The sequence below is a fragment of the Pseudomonas sp. SDT291_1_S447 genome, from assembly GCF_054070155.1.
In genome coordinates, this window is sequence record NZ_JBSVXS010000105.1 from 1 (window position 1) to 18787 (window position 18787).

General features: G+C 58.6%; 19 protein-coding genes and 1 tRNA gene. 14 read left to right on the forward strand and 6 right to left on the reverse strand.

Features of this window, described 5'->3' with window-relative positions:
- The first annotated feature begins 127 nt into the window (after positions 1–127).
- The 14 genes from ruvC (at position 128) to nadA (ending at position 10944) form a co-directional block, all read left to right on the forward strand.
- The gene (ruvC, locus tag ACW9IR_RS23440; protein WP_007951206.1) at positions 128–655 is read left to right on the forward strand and encodes a crossover junction endodeoxyribonuclease RuvC; all 528 of its coding nucleotides are present in this window, start codon (positions 128–130) and stop codon (positions 653–655) included.
- A gap of 116 nt (positions 656–771) precedes the next feature.
- Positions 772–1380, forward strand: a complete 609-nt coding sequence (gene ruvA / locus ACW9IR_RS23445) for a Holliday junction branch migration protein RuvA (protein WP_457465228.1) — start codon at positions 772–774, stop codon at positions 1378–1380.
- Entirely contained in the window at positions 1381–2442 is a 1062-nt protein-coding gene (ruvB, locus tag ACW9IR_RS23450; protein WP_007912736.1) for a Holliday junction branch migration DNA helicase RuvB, read from the forward strand.
- Positions 2443–2569: 127 nt separating this feature from the next.
- Positions 2570–3037 carry a tol-pal system-associated acyl-CoA thioesterase gene (gene ybgC, locus ACW9IR_RS23455; RefSeq protein ID WP_102900172.1) on the forward strand — a complete coding sequence of 156 codons (468 nt, stop codon included), beginning with the start codon at positions 2570–2572 and terminating at the stop codon, positions 3035–3037.
- Positions 3027–3722: a protein TolQ gene (gene tolQ, locus ACW9IR_RS23460; protein ID WP_008080223.1), complete on the forward strand. Its 696-nt coding sequence runs from the start codon at positions 3027–3029 to the stop codon at positions 3720–3722. Before ybgC ends, tolQ begins: the two co-directional genes overlap by 11 nt.
- 23 nt (positions 3723–3745) lie before the next feature.
- Positions 3746–4198, forward strand: coding sequence for a protein TolR (tolR, locus tag ACW9IR_RS23465; RefSeq protein WP_161806672.1), 453 nt, complete (start codon positions 3746–3748; stop codon positions 4196–4198).
- Positions 4198–5280, forward strand: coding sequence for a cell envelope integrity protein TolA (gene tolA / locus ACW9IR_RS23470; RefSeq protein WP_016983827.1), 1083 nt, complete (start codon positions 4198–4200; stop codon positions 5278–5280). The genes tolR and tolA overlap by 1 nt, the downstream gene beginning before the upstream one ends.
- Before the next feature lie 17 nt (positions 5281–5297).
- On the forward strand, positions 5298–6578 hold the full coding sequence (gene tolB / locus ACW9IR_RS23475; RefSeq protein ID WP_016983828.1) for a Tol-Pal system beta propeller repeat protein TolB: 1281 nt from the start codon (positions 5298–5300) through the stop codon (positions 6576–6578).
- 52 nt (positions 6579–6630) lie between these two features.
- Positions 6631–7128 carry a peptidoglycan-associated lipoprotein Pal gene (gene pal, locus ACW9IR_RS23480; protein WP_003178634.1) on the forward strand — a complete coding sequence of 166 codons (498 nt, stop codon included), beginning with the start codon at positions 6631–6633 and terminating at the stop codon, positions 7126–7128.
- A 6-nt stretch (positions 7129–7134) separates the two neighbouring features.
- Positions 7135–7968, forward strand: a complete 834-nt coding sequence (gene ybgF / locus ACW9IR_RS23485; protein WP_007912724.1) for a tol-pal system protein YbgF — start codon at positions 7135–7137, stop codon at positions 7966–7968.
- Positions 7969–8134: 166 nt separating this feature from the next.
- Entirely contained in the window at positions 8135–8782 is a 648-nt protein-coding gene (queE, locus tag ACW9IR_RS23490; RefSeq protein WP_108183611.1) for a 7-carboxy-7-deazaguanine synthase QueE, read from the forward strand.
- Between the two features lies 1 nt (position 8783).
- Positions 8784–9476 carry a 7-cyano-7-deazaguanine synthase QueC gene (gene queC / locus ACW9IR_RS23495; RefSeq protein ID WP_457465229.1) on the forward strand — a complete coding sequence of 231 codons (693 nt, stop codon included), beginning with the start codon at positions 8784–8786 and terminating at the stop codon, positions 9474–9476.
- Between the two features lie 62 nt (positions 9477–9538).
- Positions 9539–9614, forward strand: a tRNA-Lys gene (locus ACW9IR_RS23500).
- Positions 9615–9885: 271 nt separating this feature from the next.
- On the forward strand, positions 9886–10944 hold the full coding sequence (gene nadA / locus ACW9IR_RS23505) for a quinolinate synthase NadA (protein WP_003227499.1): 1059 nt from the start codon (positions 9886–9888) through the stop codon (positions 10942–10944).
- Between the two features lie 135 nt (positions 10945–11079).
- Here the strand turns inward: nadA and ACW9IR_RS23510 are convergent, their stop codons facing one another.
- The 6 genes from ACW9IR_RS23510 to gcvH form a co-directional block, all read right to left on the reverse strand.
- Positions 11080–11568 (reverse strand): RDD family protein, encoded by a 489-nt coding sequence (locus ACW9IR_RS23510; protein ID WP_457465230.1) that lies wholly within the window; start codon positions 11566–11568, stop codon positions 11080–11082.
- 96 nt (positions 11569–11664) lie between these two features.
- Positions 11665–11877, reverse strand: coding sequence for a cold-shock protein (locus ACW9IR_RS23515; RefSeq protein ID WP_003227496.1), 213 nt, complete (start codon positions 11875–11877; stop codon positions 11665–11667).
- 403 nt (positions 11878–12280) lie between these two features.
- Positions 12281–13405 carry a glycine cleavage system aminomethyltransferase GcvT gene (gene gcvT, locus ACW9IR_RS23520; protein ID WP_457465231.1) on the reverse strand — a complete coding sequence of 375 codons (1125 nt, stop codon included), beginning with the start codon at positions 13403–13405 and terminating at the stop codon, positions 12281–12283.
- A gap of 167 nt (positions 13406–13572) precedes the next feature.
- Positions 13573–14949 (reverse strand): L-serine ammonia-lyase, encoded by a 1377-nt coding sequence (locus ACW9IR_RS23525; RefSeq protein WP_102900176.1) that lies wholly within the window; start codon positions 14947–14949, stop codon positions 13573–13575.
- Between the two features lie 204 nt (positions 14950–15153).
- Positions 15154–18006, reverse strand: coding sequence for an aminomethyl-transferring glycine dehydrogenase (gcvP, locus tag ACW9IR_RS23530; protein WP_457465232.1), 2853 nt, complete (start codon positions 18004–18006; stop codon positions 15154–15156).
- Positions 18007–18017: 11 nt separating this feature from the next.
- A complete protein-coding gene (gcvH, locus tag ACW9IR_RS23535; protein ID WP_102900178.1) occupies positions 18018–18401 on the reverse strand; it encodes a glycine cleavage system protein GcvH in 384 nt (127 codons plus the stop codon).
- Positions 18402–18787 lie beyond the last annotated feature (386 nt).

An 18787-nucleotide genomic window follows, 5' to 3' on the forward strand; every position in this document is an offset into this window, starting at 1 on the left:
TGCTGGGGGGGGGGGGTTTCAAGGCAACCTGGTTGCGGGTAGGAAACCCTCTTCCCAGGCCAGCCCCGCTCCCACATTTGTTATGGGTTGATTTGAAAATCGTGCTTTTACCGAATCTGCAGGCGTTATGACTTTAATTCTTGGTATCGACCCCGGTTCGCGCATCACCGGTTACGGGATTGTTCGCGATACCGGGCGTGGCGGCTGTATCTATGTGGCTTCCGGCTGCATCCGTACCGGTGCGGGCGAGCTGCACGAACGCCTGCAAATCGTCTATCGCGGCGTACGCGAAATCATCCAGACCTACGGTCCGGTGACCATGGGCATCGAAAAGGTGTTCATGGCAAAAAACGCCGATTCGGCGCTGAAGCTCGGCCAGGCTCGTGGCGCCGCCATCGTGGCGGGCGCTGAAGAGAGCCTGGAGATTGCCGAGTACACGGCCACTCAGGTCAAACAGGCGGTGGTCGGCACCGGCGCCGCCAATAAAGAACAAGTGCAGATGATGGTCATGCACATGCTCAAACTGACCAGCAAACCGCAGATCGATGCCTCGGACGCCCTGGCCATTGCCATTTGCCACGCGCACACACGTTCCAGTCTGCTGCCACACGGCTTGGGAACGGCACGCAGTCGTGGCGGGCGCCTGCGTCTCTGATAGCATCAGCATCAATTTTCTTGAAAGCAGGATTTCCTGCGCCTGAGTCGTCGGCGCGAAATTCGCCTTTCGATAGTCGCCAGCCCACGGCTGGCCAACGCTCAAGGATCTGAAACGTGATTGGACGCTTGCGCGGCACCCTGGCTGAGAAACAGCCACCGCACCTGATTCTGGATGTAAACGGCCTCGGGTATGAGCTGGAAGTGCCCATGACCACCCTTTATCGTCTGCCGTCGGTCGGTGAACCGCTGACCCTGCACACCCATTTGGTCGTACGCGAAGACGCGCAGTTACTCTATGGTTTTGCCGGCAAGCGTGAGCGAGACTTTTTTCGCGAGTTGATCCGTCTCAATGGTGTCGGGCCAAAATTGGCCCTGGCCTTGATGTCGAGTCTGGAAGTCGACGAACTGATCCGCTGCGTGCAGTCTCAGGACACCTCGGCATTGACCAAGGTGCCGGGGGTCGGCAAGAAAACTGCCGAGCGTCTGCTGGTCGAGCTGAAAGACCGCTTCAAGGCTTGGGAAACTACGCCGACCATGTTCGCGCTGGTACCGAATCAGCCGGACGGCCCCGCGCCGGTCAATACCGCCGAGAACGATGCGGTCAGCGCGCTGATTTCCCTGGGCTACAAGCCGCAGGAAGCGAGCAAGGCGATTACCGCCATCAAGGACAAGAATTTGAGCAGTGAAGACCTGATCCGCCGCGCCCTGAAGGGAATGATTTAAGTGATTGAAGCTGATCGTCTGATCACCGCCGCGCACAGCCCGCGCGAGCGCGAAGAAGTCCAGGACCGGGCCATTCGCCCGGTCAGTCTGGCCGACTATATTGGCCAGCCGACCGTGCGCGAGCAGATGGAGCTGTTCATTCAGGCTGCCCGTGGTCGTAGCGAATCCCTCGACCACACGCTGATCTTCGGCCCGCCGGGTCTGGGCAAGACCACGCTGGCCAACATCATCGCCCAGGAAATGGGCGTATCGATCAAGAGTACTTCCGGGCCGGTGCTTGAGCGTCCGGGTGATCTGGCGGCGTTGTTGACCAATCTTGAGCCGCATGACGTGCTGTTCATCGACGAAATCCATCGTCTGTCGCCGATCGTTGAGGAAGTGCTGTACCCGGCGATGGAAGATTTCCAGCTCGACATCATGATCGGTGAAGGACCGGCCGCGCGTTCGATCAAACTCGATCTGCCGCCGTTCACTTTGGTGGGCGCAACCACTCGCGCCGGCATGCTGACCAATCCTTTGCGTGACCGCTTCGGTATCGTCCAGCGTCTTGAGTTCTACAGCACGGCTGATCTGGCGACGATTGTCAGTCGTTCGGCGGCCATTCTCGGTCTGCCGCTGGATCCGGAAGGTTCTTTCGAGATCGCTCGTCGCGCCCGTGGCACGCCGCGAATCGCCAACCGTTTGCTGCGCCGGGTGCGTGACTTCGCCGAAGTTCGCGCCAAGGGCCATATCACCAAAGCGGTGGCGGATCTGGCGCTGAACCTGCTGGATGTCGACGAACATGGTTTCGATCATCAGGACCGGCGTCTGCTGCTGACCATGATCGAGAAGTTCGATGGCGGCCCGGTCGGTATCGACAGCCTCGCCGCTGCGATCAGTGAAGAACGTCACACCATTGAGGATGTGCTGGAACCGTATCTGATCCAGCAGGGTTACATCATGCGCACGCCACGGGGCAGGGTGGTGACGCGCCACGCGTACCTGCACTTCGGTTTAAACATCCCGTCACGAATGGGTGAAATGCCCGTTGCAGACGAGTTTCTCGATGCCGTGGACGATTGATACACATTTTTTGTCGATTTATTCAGGGTTTGTACGGTCATAGGACGGTACTTTTGCGGTAAAGCTCTGAAACCATGAAAAACAGTTGCCTGGCCGGATTGGCAACCTGAGGAGTAAGCACTAGAGTATGCGCGCGCAAAACGGGCTTGAGCCGTTCGCACATCGTTGTCGCGTTTATTACGAGGACACCGATGCGGGCGGCATCGTGTATTACGTTAATTACCTCAAGTTTATGGAACGGGCTCGAACCGAGCGGCTTCGCGAGCTGGGCTTTGCCCAATCTGCGCTTGCCGGGGAGGACCTGTTGTTTGTCGTGCACTCCAGCGAAGCGCGCTATCACGCGCCGGCGCGACTGGACGACGAACTGCTGGTAAGCGCTGATGTAATCGAATTGAACCGGGTCAGCCTGCGCTTTAAACAGCAGGTCAGGCGGGCGACGGATAATGTGCTGCTCTGTGAAGGGCAGTTTTTGGTGGCCTGTGTGCGCACTAACAGTTTGAAACCCCGGGCCCTTCCCGAAGACTTGCGTGCGGCCTTCGCCGACGCGGTCGGCCCGGGTACACACTCAAAGCAGGAGATAAAGCGTGGAAGCTAACGTCGTCGACCATTCCTCCATGTGGAGCCTGGTCAGCAATGCCAGCATCGTGGTGCAGTTGGTAATGTTGACCCTGGTGGCCGCATCGGTGACCTCATGGATCATGATCTTTCAGCGCAGCAATCTGCTGCGCGCCGGTCGACGCGCCCTGGAGAGCTTCGAAGAGCGCTTCTGGTCGGGTATCGATCTGTCCAAACTGTACCGTCAGGCCGGCAGCAACCCTGATCCGGATTCGGGTGTGGAGCAGATCTTCCGCGCTGGCTTCAAAGAGTTCTCCCGTCTGCGTCAGCAGCCAGGTGTCGACCCTGAAGCGGTCATGGAAGGCGTGGCCCGTGCTATGCGCGTAGCCATTTCCCGCGAAGAAGAGAAACTGGAGCAAAGCCTGCCGTTCCTCGCCACCGTCGGTTCGGTCAGCCCATACATCGGTCTGTTCGGTACGGTGTGGGGCATCATGAACTCCTTCCGCGGTCTGGCCAGCGCCCAGCAAGCAACCCTGGCCACTGTGGCCCCGGGTATTGCCGAAGCCCTGATCGCCACTGCGATCGGTCTGTTCGCGGCGATCCCTGCGGTTATCGCTTACAACCGTTTCGCCGCTCGCAGCGAAACCTTGCTGGGCCGCTACTACACCTTCGCCGATGAATTCCAGGCGATCCTGCACCGCAAAGTGCACACCAGCGAAGAATAAGCAGGTAATTTCCAATGGCTTTAATCGCTCGAGCTCGCAAAAAGCGCAAGCCGGTCGCCGAGATGAACGTGGTGCCTTACATCGACGTGATGTTGGTGCTGCTGGTCATCTTCATGGTGACCGCGCCGATGCTCAATCAGGGCGTGAAAGTTGATCTGCCCAAGGTTTCCAGCGAAGCCTTGCCGCAGGACAACAACACTCAGGTCCTGACCATTTCGATCAAGGCTGACAAGACCTACTACTGGAACCTTGGCAGCGAAGTCGATACCGAGAAGCAACAGGACAGGGCCATGACCCTGCCGCAAATGACCGACGCGGTGACCAAGATCATTCGTGCCGGCACTGAAGGCGGCAAGCGTACCCAGGTCTTCATCCGCGGTGACAAGACCGTCGACTATGGTTCCGTCATGGGCGCCATGGGCGGGTTGCAGAAAGCCGGGGTCGGTAATGTTGGTTTGATTACCGAGGCCCCCTGATGCAGCAACAGCGAGAGCCGTCCGCCTCGGAAAGCTACTTCTGGCCTAGTGTTCTGGCAATTGTCCTGCACGTGCTGGTGTTCGGCATGCTGTTCGTCAGTTTTGCCTTTACACCAGAGCTGCCGCCGGCCAAACCGATTGTCCAGGCGACCCTCTACCAGCTGAAATCGAAAAGTCAGGCAACCACCCAGACCAATCAGAAGATTGCGGGTGAGGCGAAGAAATCCGCCGCGCGCCAGACCGAAGTCGAGCAGATGGAGCAGAAGAAGGTCGAGCAGGAAGAGATCAAGGCCGCTGCGGAACAAAAGAAAGAAGAAGCGGCTCAAAAAGCCGAGGAAGCCAAGAAGGCCGACGAGTCGAAGAAAGCAGACGAGGCGAAAAAGGCTGACGAAGCCAAAAAAGCCGACGAAGCCAAGAAGACCGCCGAAGCCAAGAAGGCTGAAGAGAAACAATTGGCTGATATAGCCAAGAAGAAATCTGAAGAAGAAGCGAAAAAGGCTGCTGAAGAAGAGGCCAAGAAAGCCGCTGCTGAAGAAGCCAAGAAGAAGATCGTCGAAGACGCGAAGAAGAAAGCCGCCGAAGACGCCAAGAAGAAAGCTGAAGCTGAAGAGGCGAAGAAGAAAATCGCCGACGAAGCGAAGAAGAAAGCTGCTGCCGATGCTGCGAAGAAGAAAGCGCAGGATGCGGCACGTAAATCGACCGAAGACAAAAAGGCTCAGGCCTTGGCCGATTTGCTTTCCGACACGCCGCAGCGTCAGCAGGCCTTGGCCGATGAGCAGGGTGACGAAGTCGCGGGCAGTTTCGATGACCTGATTCGTGCGCGAGCGGCAGAAGGTTGGGCTCGTCCTCCTTCGGCACGCAAAGGCATGACGGTCGTGCTGCAAATCGGCATGTTGCCGGACGGTACGGTGACTTCGGTCAGCGTGGCCAAGTCCAGTGGCGACGGTCCGTTTGATGCTTCGGCAGTCGCGGCAGTGAAGAATATTGGACGTTTGACAGAAATGCAGGGAATGAAGCCGAGCGATTTCGCTCCGTATCGTTCATTCAAGATGACATTCACACCTGAGGATCTAGCCTTGTGAGAAACCTTCTTCGAGGAATGCTGGTCGTGATCTGCTGCATGGCAGGGATCGCGATGGCAGATGAAAAGAACATTCTGGTTACCAGCGGCAGCGATCGGGCTACCCCGATCGCCGTTGTACCGTTCGGCATGCAGGGCGGTGCCGTGCTGCCGGACGACATGGCAGAAATCATTGGTAACGATTTGCGTAACTCGGGCTACTACTCGCCGATTCCAAAGCAAAACATGATCAGCCAGCCAAGCCAGCCGAGCGAAATCATCTTCCGTGACTGGAAGGCGGTGGGTGCTCAATACATGATGGTTGGCAGCATTGCCCCAGCCGGCGGTCGCCTGCAGGTGCAGTGGGCACTGTTCAACGTGGCCACCGAGCAGAAAGTGGCAGACGGCAGTGTTTCCGGCACCACCGAGCAACTGCGCGACATGGCGCACTTCATCTCTGACCAGTCTTTCCAGAAGCTGACCGGTATCGAAGGCGCGTTCTCGACGCGTCTGCTGTACGTAACAGCCGAACGTTTCTCCGAGAAGAACACGCGTTACACCCTGCAACGTTCTGACTATGACGGTGCCCGCGCCGTGACTCTGCTGCAATCGCGCGAGCCGATCCTGTCGCCGCGTTTCGCACCGGATGGCAAGCGCATCGCGTACGTATCGTTCGAGCAGAAGCGTCCACGCATCTTCATGCAGAACATCGACACCGGTCGCCGTGAGCAGATCACCAACTTCGAAGGTCTGAACGGCGCGCCAGCCTGGTCGCCGAACGGCGATCGCCTGGCCTTTGTATTGTCGAAGGACGGTAACCCGGACATCTACGTGATGAACCTGGCTTCGCGCCAGATCACCCGTGTGACCGCAGGTCCTGGCATTAACACCGAACCGTACTGGGGCAAGGATGGTTCGACCATCTACTTCACCTCGGACCGCGGCGGCAAGCCTCAGATCTATAAAACCAGCGCCAGTGGCGGTGGTGCCGAGCGTGTGACGTTTGTAGGTAACTACAACGCCAACCCGAAACTTTCGGCAGATGAAAAGACTTTGGTGATGATCCATCGTCAGGATGGCTTCACCAATTTCAAGGTGGCAGCTCAGGATCTGCAGCGAGGGAGTGTAAAGATCCTCACTGATAGCACTCTGGACGAGTCACCTACTGTTGCGCCCAACGGCACCATGGTAATCTACGCCACCCGCCAACAGGGCCGGGGAGTCTTGATGCTCGTGTCCATTAATGGACGCGTTAGGCTCCCGCTTCCTACCGCTCAAGGCGAAGTCAGAGAACCGTCCTGGTCCCCTTACCTGAAGTGAGCGGGCGCTACACGTTTTACTTAACACACTGGGGTTCATTAGGAGTTTCACGATGGAAATGCTGAAGTTTGGTAAATTTGCTGCGCTGGCTCTGGCCATGGCTGTAGCTGTAGGTTGCTCGTCCAAAGGCGGCGACAACGCCGGTGAAGGCGCTGTTGATCCAAACGCTGGTTACGGCGCAAACACTGGTGCCGTTGACGGTTCCCTGAGCGAAGAAGCTGCTCTGCGCGCAATCACCACCTTCTACTTCGAATACGACAGCTCGGACCTGAAGCCAGAAGCCATGCGCGCTCTGGACGTTCACGCCAAAGACCTGAAAGCAAACGGCGCTCGCGTTGTTCTGGAAGGCAACACCGACGAACGTGGTACTCGTGAGTACAACATGGCACTGGGCGAGCGTCGTGCGAAAGCCGTTCAGCGCTACTTGGTACTGCAAGGTGTTTCCCCAGCTCAGCTGGAACTGGTTTCCTACGGCGAAGAGCGTCCAGTTGCTACCGGCAACGACGAGCAGTCCTGGGCTCAAAACCGTCGCGTCGAACTGCGTAAGTAATTCGATATGCGAACGTGCCGTCGTGCTGTAACTGTTCTGGCTCTCAGCCTCGCGCCGCTTGCGGCGTGGGCTGCGGTTCCTGTGGTCGATGACAACTCCGGTTATAACAATAGCGGGAGCAGTTATCCGCCTGCAGGTTACGGTACGAACGGCGCCTATGCCGGGGGAGCGGCTTCGGCCCCTGCCTCGGCACAAGGCATGCTGTTCAACCAACTGCAACAAATGCAGGATCAGATATCGCGCCAGCAAGGTGTGATTGAAGAACTGCAGAATCAGGTTGCGCGCATGAAGCAGGAATCCCTGGAGCGATACCAGGATCTTGATCGGCGCATAGGATCCGGCGTTGCACCTGCCGCGACTCCTGAGAATTCTTCTGCCGGTGGCGATGCAAGTGCTGCTGCCGGTGCTGCCGCTGGCGCCGGGGCTGCTGCCCAGGCACCTGCTGCAAGCAGCGAACCGGGTGATCCGGCCAAGGAAAAGCTGTATTACGATGCCGCTTTCGACCTGATCAAAGCCAAGGATTTCGACAAGGCCAGCCAGGCTTTTGCCGCTTTCCTGCGCAAATACCCGAACAGCCAATACGCGGGCAACGCCCAGTACTGGTTGGGCGAAGTCAATCTGGCCAAAGGCGATCTGCAAGGTGCAGGTCAGGCTTTCGCCAAGGTTTCGCAGCTGTATCCCAAGCACGCCAAAGTGCCGGACTCGCTGTACAAGCTGGCTGATGTAGAACGCCGCCTCGGTCATACCGACAAGGTCAAAGGCATTCTGCAGCAGGTGGTGGCCCAATATCCGGGTACCTCCGCTGCTCAGTTGGCTCAACGCGATCTGCAACGCATGTAAGCACGCTTGACCCGTTTGGAAGAAACCCGCGCTTGTCGCGGGTTTTTTCGTTAGAATTCACGCCCTTTTTCTGAAACACGCTTCTTGCGGTCTACGCGTTGGCGGGATTGCCTGAAGTGCCTGACGGAGGCGGACAGCCTGTTTAGCTGTTACGCCCGTGGCGACTATGCAAGACACATTGAGAATCACCGAAGTTTTCTACTCGTTGCAGGGGGAAACGCGGACTGCCGGGCTGCCCACGGTTTTTGTGCGCCTGACCGGTTGCCCACTGCGTTGCCAATACTGCGACAGCGCCTACGCGTTCAGTGGCGGCACTGTGCGCACCCTCGACGATATCCTCGAGCAAGTGGCCGGATTTCGTCCGCGCTACGTCTGTGTCACCGGTGGTGAACCGCTGGCGCAGCCGAATGCCATTCCTTTGCTCAAGCAGTTATGTGATGCCGGTTACGAGGTTTCGCTGGAAACCAGTGGCGCACTCGACATTTCGGCTGTCGATCCGCGCGTCAGTCGCGTTGTCGACCTGAAGACGCCGGATTCGAAAGAAGCCCATCGCAACCGTTACGAAAACATCGAACTGCTGACGCCCAACGATCAGGTGAAGTTTGTTATCTGCTCGCGGGACGACTATGACTGGGCCGTCTCCAAACTGATTCAGTACGGTCTCGATCGGCGTGCCGGTGAAGTGCTGTTTTCCCCAAGTCACCATGACCTCAATGCTCGGGATCTGGCGGACTGGGTGGTGGCGGACAACCTGCCGGTGCGCTTGCAATTGCAGTTGCATAAATATCTGTGGAACGACGAGCCGGGGCGCTGAGATGACTGAACAACTGAAGACTAATGAAAAGCGCGCCGTTATCCTGCTGTCCGGCGGCCTCGATTCGGCGACCGTCGTGGCCATGGCACGCGCCGAAGGCTACCGCTGCTACACCATGAGCTTCGACTACGGCCAGCGCTCCCACGCCGAACTGCACGCCGCTGCCCGCGTCGCCCGCGACTTGGGCGTGGTCGAGCACAAGGTGATTGGCCTCAACCTGAATGGTATGGGCGGCTCGGCACTGACCGACACCAGCATCGACATCCCCGAAGAGTTGGGCGAAGGCATTCCGGTGACGTACGTGCCGGCGCGTAACACGGTGTTCTTGTCGCTGGCATTGGGTTGGGCGGAAGTGCTCGGCGCCCGCGATATCTTCATTGGTGTTAATGCGGTGGATTACTCGGGCTATCCGGATTGCCGTCCGGAGTTCATCGAGTCGTTCGAGCGCATGGCCAATCTGGCGACCAAGGCTGGCGTGGAAGGCAATGGCTTCCGCATTCAGGCGCCGTTGCAGAGCCTGAGCAAGGCACAGATCGTCGAGGCGGGCGTTAAGCTCGGCGTTGATTATGGCCTCACCGTTTCCTGCTATCAGGCCGACGATGAAGGCCGCGCGTGCGGTAAATGCGACAGCTGCCGCCTGCGTGCAGAAGGCTTCGCGGCAGCTGGTGTGGACGACCCAACACCTTATTTTTGATTATTTTCAAAAAGGTGTTGAATAGTCCTTAAAAATCAGTATTATACGCGCCACCACACAGCGGGTCGTTAGCTCAGTTGGTAGAGCAGTTGGCTTTTAACCAATTGGTCGTAGGTTCGAATCCCACACGACCCACCATATTTGGCGGTTTAGAAAATCCGGAAGGCCCACGAAAGTGAGGATTTCCGGGTTTTTTTTTGCCTGTAATTTCGCTCCGCGTTATTTCACTACCCGCAGCGCTGACGCAGGTCAGAATCATCTTTTGTATCAACGGGATATTCTGTAGCCTTGCGCAGCTTCAATGCTGTCCGTGCCTGATAATACTCACTCTCCCGGCGGTACCCTCAAGCGGTCCGGAGCCGGGTGTATACTCGACTTTCGCGCGAAAGCGCCTGCAGGTCTTGCGAACATGACGCAGATTTCCGAACGCCTTCTGGTTCAAGCTCACCTCGATGCCAAACAGCCCAAACCGCTGACCGCTGAGGAAGAGGCTTATTACCGTTCTGCCATCGCCGCCGAGCTCAAGGCTCAGGACGCGGTGCTGGTGGCCCACTTTTATTGCGACCCGGTGATTCAGGCTCTGGCCGAAGAAACCGGTGGCTGTGTCTCTGACTCGCTGGAAATGGCCCGCTTCGGCAACGCCCACCCGGCGAAGACCGTGGTGGTCGCCGGCGTGAAGTTCATGGGCGAGACTGCGAAGATTCTCAACCCGGAAAAACGCGTGCTGATGCCGACGCTGGACGCGACTTGCTCGCTGGACCTGGGTTGCCCGGTCGACGAGTTCTCGGCGTTCTGTGATCAGCACCCGGAGCGTACGGTGGTGGTTTACGCCAACACTTCAGCTGCTGTGAAGGCTCGGGCTGATTGGGTAGTGACATCCAGTTGCGCACTGGAAATCGTCGAAAGCCTGATGGACAACGGCGAGACGATCATTTGGGGCCCGGACAAGCACCTCGGCACGTACATTCAGCGCAAGACCGGCGCCGACATGCTGCTGTGGGACGGTGCCTGCATCGTTCACGAAGAGTTCAAGTCCAAGCAGCTCGAAGACATGAAAGCGTTGTACCCGGACGCTGCGATTCTGGTGCACCCGGAGTCGCCAACGTCGGTGATCGAACTGGCGGACGCCGTCGGTTCCACCAGCCAGTTGATCGCTGCCGCGCAGAGCCTGCCGAACAAGACGCTGATCGTTGCGACCGACCGTGGCATCTTCTACAAGATGCAGCAGTTGTGCCCGGACAAGGTCTTTATCGAAGCGCCAACCGCCGGTAACGGCGCAGCCTGCCGCAGTTGCGCACATTGCCCGTGGATGGCCATGAACACCCTCGAGCGCACGCTGAAGAGCTTGAAGGAGGGGACGAACGAGATCTTTGTTGATCCGGCGTTGATTCCGCAGGCGATCCGGCCGCTCAAGCGGATGCTGGATTTCACCCAGGCCGCACGTATGAAGCTGGCCGGTAACGCCTAAGGTCTTTCAGGCAACAAATAAACCTGTAGGAGTGAGCCTGCTCGCGATAGCGGTGTGTCAGATAACAATTATGTTGACTGATACACCGCTATCGCGAGCAGGCTTACTCCTACAGTGGTTTTTGGCGTCTGGAAATTATTTGGTCTTCTTCGGGACCCGGACGAGGCGGGTATCGGAGTAGATGTCATGCCACGTGCGCTTCTGCTTGTCATACAGCGACCAGAAGAATCCCAGCCCTGCGCACGCCCAGGACGCAATCGACACCATAAACCGCAACAGCGCCTGCCACAGGCTGATTGCCGTGCCATTGGCGTTCTGTACGCGAATGCCCCACACCTGCATGCCCAGTGTCTGCCCGCCATGGGTCCAGAACTTGGCGAAGAATCCGAACAGCACCAACACCAGCACGGTGGAGTACAAGGGATCACCGTCCAGTTGCCCGGCATCGGTCATCACCCGCAGGCGCTCTTCGCCAATGATCGCTGCCTGGATCAACTTGTAAATGAATCCGGTGACGATCAGGAGAGCGGTGCACAGCAGAAAGTCGTAGAACATTGCAGCCAGACGACGGCCAAGGCCTACCGGAGGGAACTCCCCTTGGGGCGTGAGCAGGTTTTTCGACATGGCAGCCTCTGGACGCAGAATGAAGCGCCATTTTACGGATTCGCGCGCACAAAAAAGCCCCTGATATCAATATCAGGGGCTTTTTCGTAACAGAAATCAGGCTTCTGCTTGTACTTCGTCAGCCTGCATGCCTTTCTGGCCTTGCACAGCAACGAAAGTCACTTTCTGGCCTTCTTTCAGGCTTTTGAAGCCGTTGCCCTGAATGGCGCGGAAATGCACGAACAGATCCGGACCGCTTTCTGGAGTGATAAAACCAAAACCTTTCTCGTCGTTAAACCACTTGACGGTACCGCTCTGACGTGTGGACATTTCTTATTTCCTTTGACGCAAAAATTGATGACAGTCTCTTTCTCATGAAAGAGTACTGGGGCTGGTTGCAGGAGAGTAAGAAGACGTCGAACGGGATGTAGCTAACTTGTAGGCTACTGCCCAGGTCACGATTCCAAGCTGACCCATGCAAACACAGTGGAGAAACTCTACGCCAACTACGGGAGAAAAAACAAGCCCTGCGAAGCCCCCGGTTTTACTGAGCTTGAGCAAGTTAATCCTTTCACTAGTGCAGCCTTAGACGATTCGCTTGTTCAATTGTTTTCGAACGTTATAAGCAAAGTTCATATTCGAATCGATTGTTAGAAAATGCACTTTTTTGTGGCGATTGCGTGACACATTAGTGCACGCATTACGCAATCGCGTTACTTATAGAAACAGTCAATCAACCGCGATAGTAGCGTTGTGGAACAAATGGCATTTTGCTTACAAGCATTGGCACCTTTTTCCCACGTACGATTGCCCAAACGGTGGTGTTGAGGGTGACATAAGCGCTGTCGAGGTAACCCATCGCCAGTGGCCCACCCAAGGTCGGACCGAAACCGCCGCTGCACACGCTGCCGATGATTTCGCCGGCTTCGTTGACGATTTCTGCGCCTTCACGCACGGGTGTGCGCTCCTGCGGCAGCAGACCGACGCGTTTGCGTGCCACGCCATTTTGTTGCTGAGCGAAAACGTTCTCCGCGCCCGGGAAACCGCCGGCCCGCGCGCCATCAGCGCGACGTGGCTTGGAGATCGCCCATAACAGGCTCGCTTCGATCGGCGTGGTCTCGGTGTTCATGTCGTGACCGTAGAGGCACAGGCCGGCTTCCAGGCGCAGCGAATCGCGGGCGCCGAGGCCGATGGCCTGGACTTCCGGTTCAGCGAGCAGGGCGCGCGCGAGTTTTTCCGCATCGGCGGCCGGTACCGAGATTTCGAAACCGTCTTCACCGGTGTAGCCCGAACGGCTGACAAAGCATTCGACGCCCAACAGATTCACACGGGCGAACTGCATAAAAGTCATTTTTTCAACGGAAGGCGCCAGTCGCGCCAGCACCGTAACGGCCGCCGGACCCTGCAATGCCAGCAGTGCGCGCTCTTCGAACAGCGCCGTAATGGTGCACTGAGCGCCGATGTGTTTTTGCAGGTGAGCCAGGTCCTGATCCTTGCACGCGGCGTTGACCACCAGGAACAGTTCGTCGTTGCCGAGGTTGGCAACCATCAGGTCATCGAGGATGCCGCCGGTCTCGTTGGTGAACATCGCGTAACGCTGCATGCCCACCGGCAGATCGATGATGTCTACCGGCACCAGGGTTTCCAGGGCTTTGGCGGCATTGGCGCCGGTCAGGCGGATCTGACCCATGTGCGAGACGTCGAACAGCCCGGCCTGTTCACGGGTGTGCTGGTGTTCTTTCATCACGCCGAGCGGGTATTGCACTGGCATGTCGTAGCCGGCGAACGGCACCATGCGAGCGCCGAGTTCGATGTGCAGAGCGTGCAGCGGGGTTTTCGACAGTTGTTCGGTGGACATGCGTGGCTCCTTGAAAATGTGGTTCGAGGGTCGGGGCTAGATCAAGATCAAAGGCCCCTCACCCCAGCCCTCTCCCGGAGGGAGAGGGAGCTAGTTACGTTTCTCTCCCGGGGGGAGAGGGGGCTAAGTACGATCGTCTCCCTGAGGGAGGCCGAGTTGAATAAGGCTCAGCATTCGATGATGTTGACCGCCAGACCGCCGCGGGCGGTCTCTTTGTATTTGCTTTTCATGTCGGCGCCGGTCTGGCGCATGGTGCGGATGACCTTGTCGAGGGAGACGAAATGCTGACCGTCGCCACGCATGGCCATGCGCACCGCGTTGATGGCTTTCACCGAGCCCATCGCATTGCGTTCGATACACGGCACCTGCACCAGCCCGCCAATTGGGTCGCAGGTCAGGCCGAGGTTGTGCTCCATGCCGATTTCCGCAGCGTTCTCGACTTGCTGAACGCTGCCACCAAGCACTTCGCACAACGCCCCGGCCGCCATCGAACAGGCCACGCCGACTTCACCCTGACACCCGACTTCGGCGCCGGAGATCGAGGCATTTTCCTTGTAGAGAATGCCGATGGCCGCCGCGGTCAGCAGAAAGCGCACGACGCCGTCGTCATTCGCGCCGGGGATAAAGCGCATGTAGTAATGCAGCACCGCCGGAATGATCCCCGCCGCGCCGTTGGTGGGGGCGGTGACCACGCGGCCGCCATTGGCGTTTTCTTCGTTGACCGCGAGTGCGTAGAGATTGACCCAGTCGAGCACTGACAACGGATCGCGCAACGCCGATTCCGGGTTCTTGCACAGTTGCCGATGCAGCGCCGCCGCACGACGTTTGACCTTCAAACCGCCCGGTAAAATGCCTTCGTTACGGCAACCGGCGGCGACGCAATCCTGCATCACCTGCCAGATGTTCAGCAGCCCGGCGCGGGTTTCCGCTTCCGGGCGCCAGGCGCCTTCGTTGGTCAGCATCACCTGACTGATCGACAGGCCATAGGTGGCGCAATGACCGAGCAAGTCCTTGGCGCTTTTGAACGGGAAGGTCAGCGGCGTGGCGTCTTCGACGATGCGATCGGCTCCGGCGGCATCCTCGTCGACGACAAATCCACCACCGACCGAATAGTACTCGCGGCTGCGAATCTGAATCCCCGCCGCATCGAAGGCGCGGAAGATCATGCCGTTGGGGTGATAGGCCAGCGGCTTGCGGATCATCGCCAGGTGTTCTTTCTCGTTGAACGCAATGCTGTGTTCACCGAGCAGATTCAGTCGGCCGTTGCCACGTATCTCTTGCAGGCGCGCGGCGACGGTTTCGGTATCAACGGTGTCGGGGTGTTCGCCTTCGAGGCCGAGCAACACGGCTTTGTCGCTGCCGTGACCTTTACCCGTGGCGCCGAGGGAGCCGTAGAGTTCGACGCGCACGCTGGCGGTGGTGGTCAGCAGGTTTTCACGTTGCAGGCCTTCGGCGAAACGCGCAGCAGCACGCATCGGGCCGACGGTGTGGGAACTGGAGGGGCCGATGCCAATCTTGAACAGGTCGAACACGCTTAACGACATGAGTGGTTCTCCGGTTTCTTGTTATAGGAATTGGCGGTATATCAGGCTGGTTACATCCCCCCTGTGGGAGCGAGCTTTCTCGCGAAGGCGGAGTGTTAGTCACCCTCTATGTTGGCTGACCTACCGCATTCGCGAGCAAGCTCGCTCCCACAGGGATTCGTGGTGTTCTGGAGAAAGAGGCAGGTATTCCTGCCCCTCATTCCATTAAGCGTAGCTTTCGATCGACGGGCAGGCGCACACCAGGTTGCGATCGCCGAAGACGTTGTCGACACGACCGACCGGCGGCCAGTATTTGCCTTCAATCAACGACGCAACCGGATAAACGGCTTGCTCGCGGCTGTACGGGTGAGTCCACTCGCCAACCAGTTCCGCCGCCGTGTGCGGAGCGTTTTTCAGCGGGTTGTCGTCCTTGTCCAGCGTGCCGTTTTCCACCGCGCGGATTTCTTCGCGGATACGGATCATGGCGTCGCAGAAGCGATCGAGCTCTTCCTTGGATTCGCTTTCGGTCGGCTCGATCATCAGCGTGCCAGCAACCGGGAACGACATGGTCGGCGCGTGGAAGCCGAAGTCGATCAGGCGCTTGGCGACGTCATCAACGCTGATGCCGCTGCTGTCTTTCAACGGACGCAGATCGAGAATGCATTCGTGCGCCACCAGACCGTTGCTGCCGGTGTACAGCACTGGGTAGTGCTCTTCGAGGCGACGGGAAATGTAGTTGGCATTGAGGATTGCCAGTTGCGAAGCGCGCTTCAGACCGGCGCCGCCCATCATGCGAATGTACATCCAGGTGATCGGCAAAATACTTGCGCTGCCGAACGGTGCCGCGCAGACCGCGCCTTCTTTGCGTTGCATCTGGCCGTGGCCTGGCAGGAACGGGGTCAGGTGCGACTTGACACCAATCGGGCCGACGCCCGGGCCGCCACCGCCGTGCGGGATGCAGAAGGTTTTGTGCAGGTTCAGGTGCGAGACGTCGCCGCCGAACTTGCCCGGTGCGCAGAGGCCGACCATTGCGTTCATGTTGGCGCCGTCGATGTACACCTGGCCGCCGTTGTCATGAATGATCCCGCAGATTTCGCGGATGCCTTCTTCGAACACGCCGTGGGTCGACGGGTAAGTGATCATCAGCGCGGCGAGGTGTTCGCGGTGCTCGATGGCTTTGGCACGCAGGTCTTCGATGTCGACGTTGCCGCGCGCATCGCAGGCGGTCACGACCACGCGCATGCCCGCCATGTTGGCGGTGGCCGGGTTGGTGCCGTGGGCGGACGAGGGGATCAGGCAGATGTCGCGGCGTTCATCGCCACGGCTCTGGTGATAAGCACGAATCGCCAACAGGCCTGCGTATTCACCTTGCGAACCGGCGTTCGGTTGCAGCGAGATCGCGTCGTAACCGGTAGCGGCGCAGAGCATCGCTTCCAGCTCATCGGTCAGTTGCTGGTAACCGGCACTTTGCGCGGCCGGGGCGAACGGGTGCAGCGCACCGAATTCAGCCCAGGTCACCGGGATCATTTCGCTGGCGGCGTTGAGTTTCATGGTGCACGAACCCAGCGGGATCATGGTGCGATCCAGTGCCAGGTCTTTGTCCGCCAGTTTGCGCAGGTAGCGCATCAGCTCGGTTTCCGAGTGATAACGGTTGAACACCGGGTGGCTGAGGATTGGCGACTGACGTACCAGCGATGCTGGAATGGTGCTTTGCACCGAGGCGGCCAGTGCAGCGAAGTCCGGCAGGGTTTTGCCGTCGGCGAACAGGCCCCACAGGGTTTCGATGTCCGCCTGGGTGGTGGTTTCATCGACCGACAGGCCCAGACGCTGAGCGTCGATCACGCGCAGGTTGATCTGCGCAGCGTGCGCCTTGTCGTGCAGTGCGGCGGTTTGTGCGCCGGTGGCCACGGTCAGGGTGTCGAAGAAACTGGCTTGTTCGACTTTCGCGCCCAGCGCGGTCAGGCCCTTGGCCAGAATCGCGGTCAGGTGATGTACGCGGTTGGCGATCTGGGTCAGGCCTTTCGGGCCGTGGTAGACGGCGTACATGCTGGCGATGTTGGCCAGCAGCACCTGCGCGGTGCAGATGTTCGAGGTGGCCTTCTCGCGACGGATGTGTTGCTCGCGGGTTTGCATCGCCAGACGCAGCGCCGGTTTGCCGAAACGGTCAACCGACACGCCGACCAGACGGCCTGGCATATCGCGTTTGAACGCATCTTTGGTGGAGAAGTACGCGGCGTGCGGGCCACCGAAGCCCAGCGGCACGCCGAAACGTTGTGCCGAACCGATGGCGACGTCAGCGCCGAACTCGCCCGGCGCGGTCAGCAGGGTCAGGGCCAGCAGGTCAGCGGCGACGGCGACCAAAGCGTTGGCGGCGTGGAAGCGTTCGGTCAGTTCGCGGTAGTCGAACACATCACCGTTGGCGGCCGGGTATTGCAGCAGCGCGCCGAAGAACGGCGTCACGTCAGTCAGTTCACGCTCGTCGCCGACGACCACGTCAATGCCCAGCGGCTCGGCACGGGTGCGCAGCACATCGAGGGTTTGTGGGTGGCTGTGGATCGAGGCGAAGAATTGGTGGCTGCCCTTGTTCTTGCTCAGGCGTTTGCAGAAGGTCATGGCTTCGGCAGCGGCGGTGGCTTCGTCGAGCAGCGAGGCGTTGGCGATCGGCAGGCCGGTGAGGTCACTGATCATGGTCTGGAAGTTCAGCAGCGCTTCAAGACGGCCTTGGGAAATCTCTGGCTGATACGGCGTGTAAGCGGTGTACCAGGCCGGGTTTTCCAGCAGGTTGCGCAGGATTGGCGACGGCGTGTGGCAGTTGTAGTAGCCCTGGCCGATGTAGGTCTTGAACAGCTGATTTTTGCCGGCGATCGATTTGATCATTGCCAGTGCATCGGCTTCGCTCAAACCGTCGTCCATGCCGAGCACGCTGGTGCCCTTGATGCTTTCCGGGATGACGCTGGCGCTCAGCGCTTCGAGCGAATCGAAGCCGAGGCTGTTGAGCATGGCTTGCTCGTCACCGGCGCGCGGGCCGATATGACGGGCGATGAATTCGTTGGCGGTGCCAAGGTTTACTTGAGTCATGTCGGTATTCCTCAGGCTTCGGCTTGGGCTTTGATCAGACGGTCGTACGCGTCCTGGTCGAGCAGTTTGCCGACAGCGGCGGCGTCGCTAGGTTTGAAGCGGAAGAACCAGCCTTCGCCCAGCGGATCTTCGTTGACCAGTTCCGGAGCGTCTTCCAGCGCCGGGTTGACGGCCAGTACGTCGCCATCGAGCGGCATGTACACGCCGCTGGCAGCTTTTACCGATTCCACGGTGGCGGCTTCGGCGCCTTTTTCGTAAGCCTGCAGCTCAGGCAGTTGCACGAACACCACGTCGCCCAGGGCGTTCTGCGCGAAAGCGGTGATGCCGACAGTAACGCTGCCGTCAGCTTCGGTGCGCAGCCATTCGTGATCTTCAGTAAAACGCAACTCGCTCATGGAAACTCCTCAGGGGCCAGACTCGTCTGGTGGACGCGGTGGAATAGTCGGGCGCGAAGGCCCTTATTTATGAGGGGTTGATTAGCAAGAATGCGGCCAAGGTTTATTTATCGTTATAAATCAACGGTTTATTCGGTTGTTCGAAGTGGCAGGATCGATCGTGTGTAGCGAAATCGCTACAGCATAGGGCGAGGATAAAAGCTGAACGGGATCAAAGCCTTGCACAGCGGTGATCAGAAGAGGCTGTATCGATATCGTTCCGCTGTAGCGCTTTCAGTACAGGTGGAGGTCGTTTTTGAACGGATTTCGAATCCGCCACAAATCATTGTAGGAGTGAGCCTGCTCGCGATAGCGGTGTGTCATACGACAAATTAATTGATTGATAG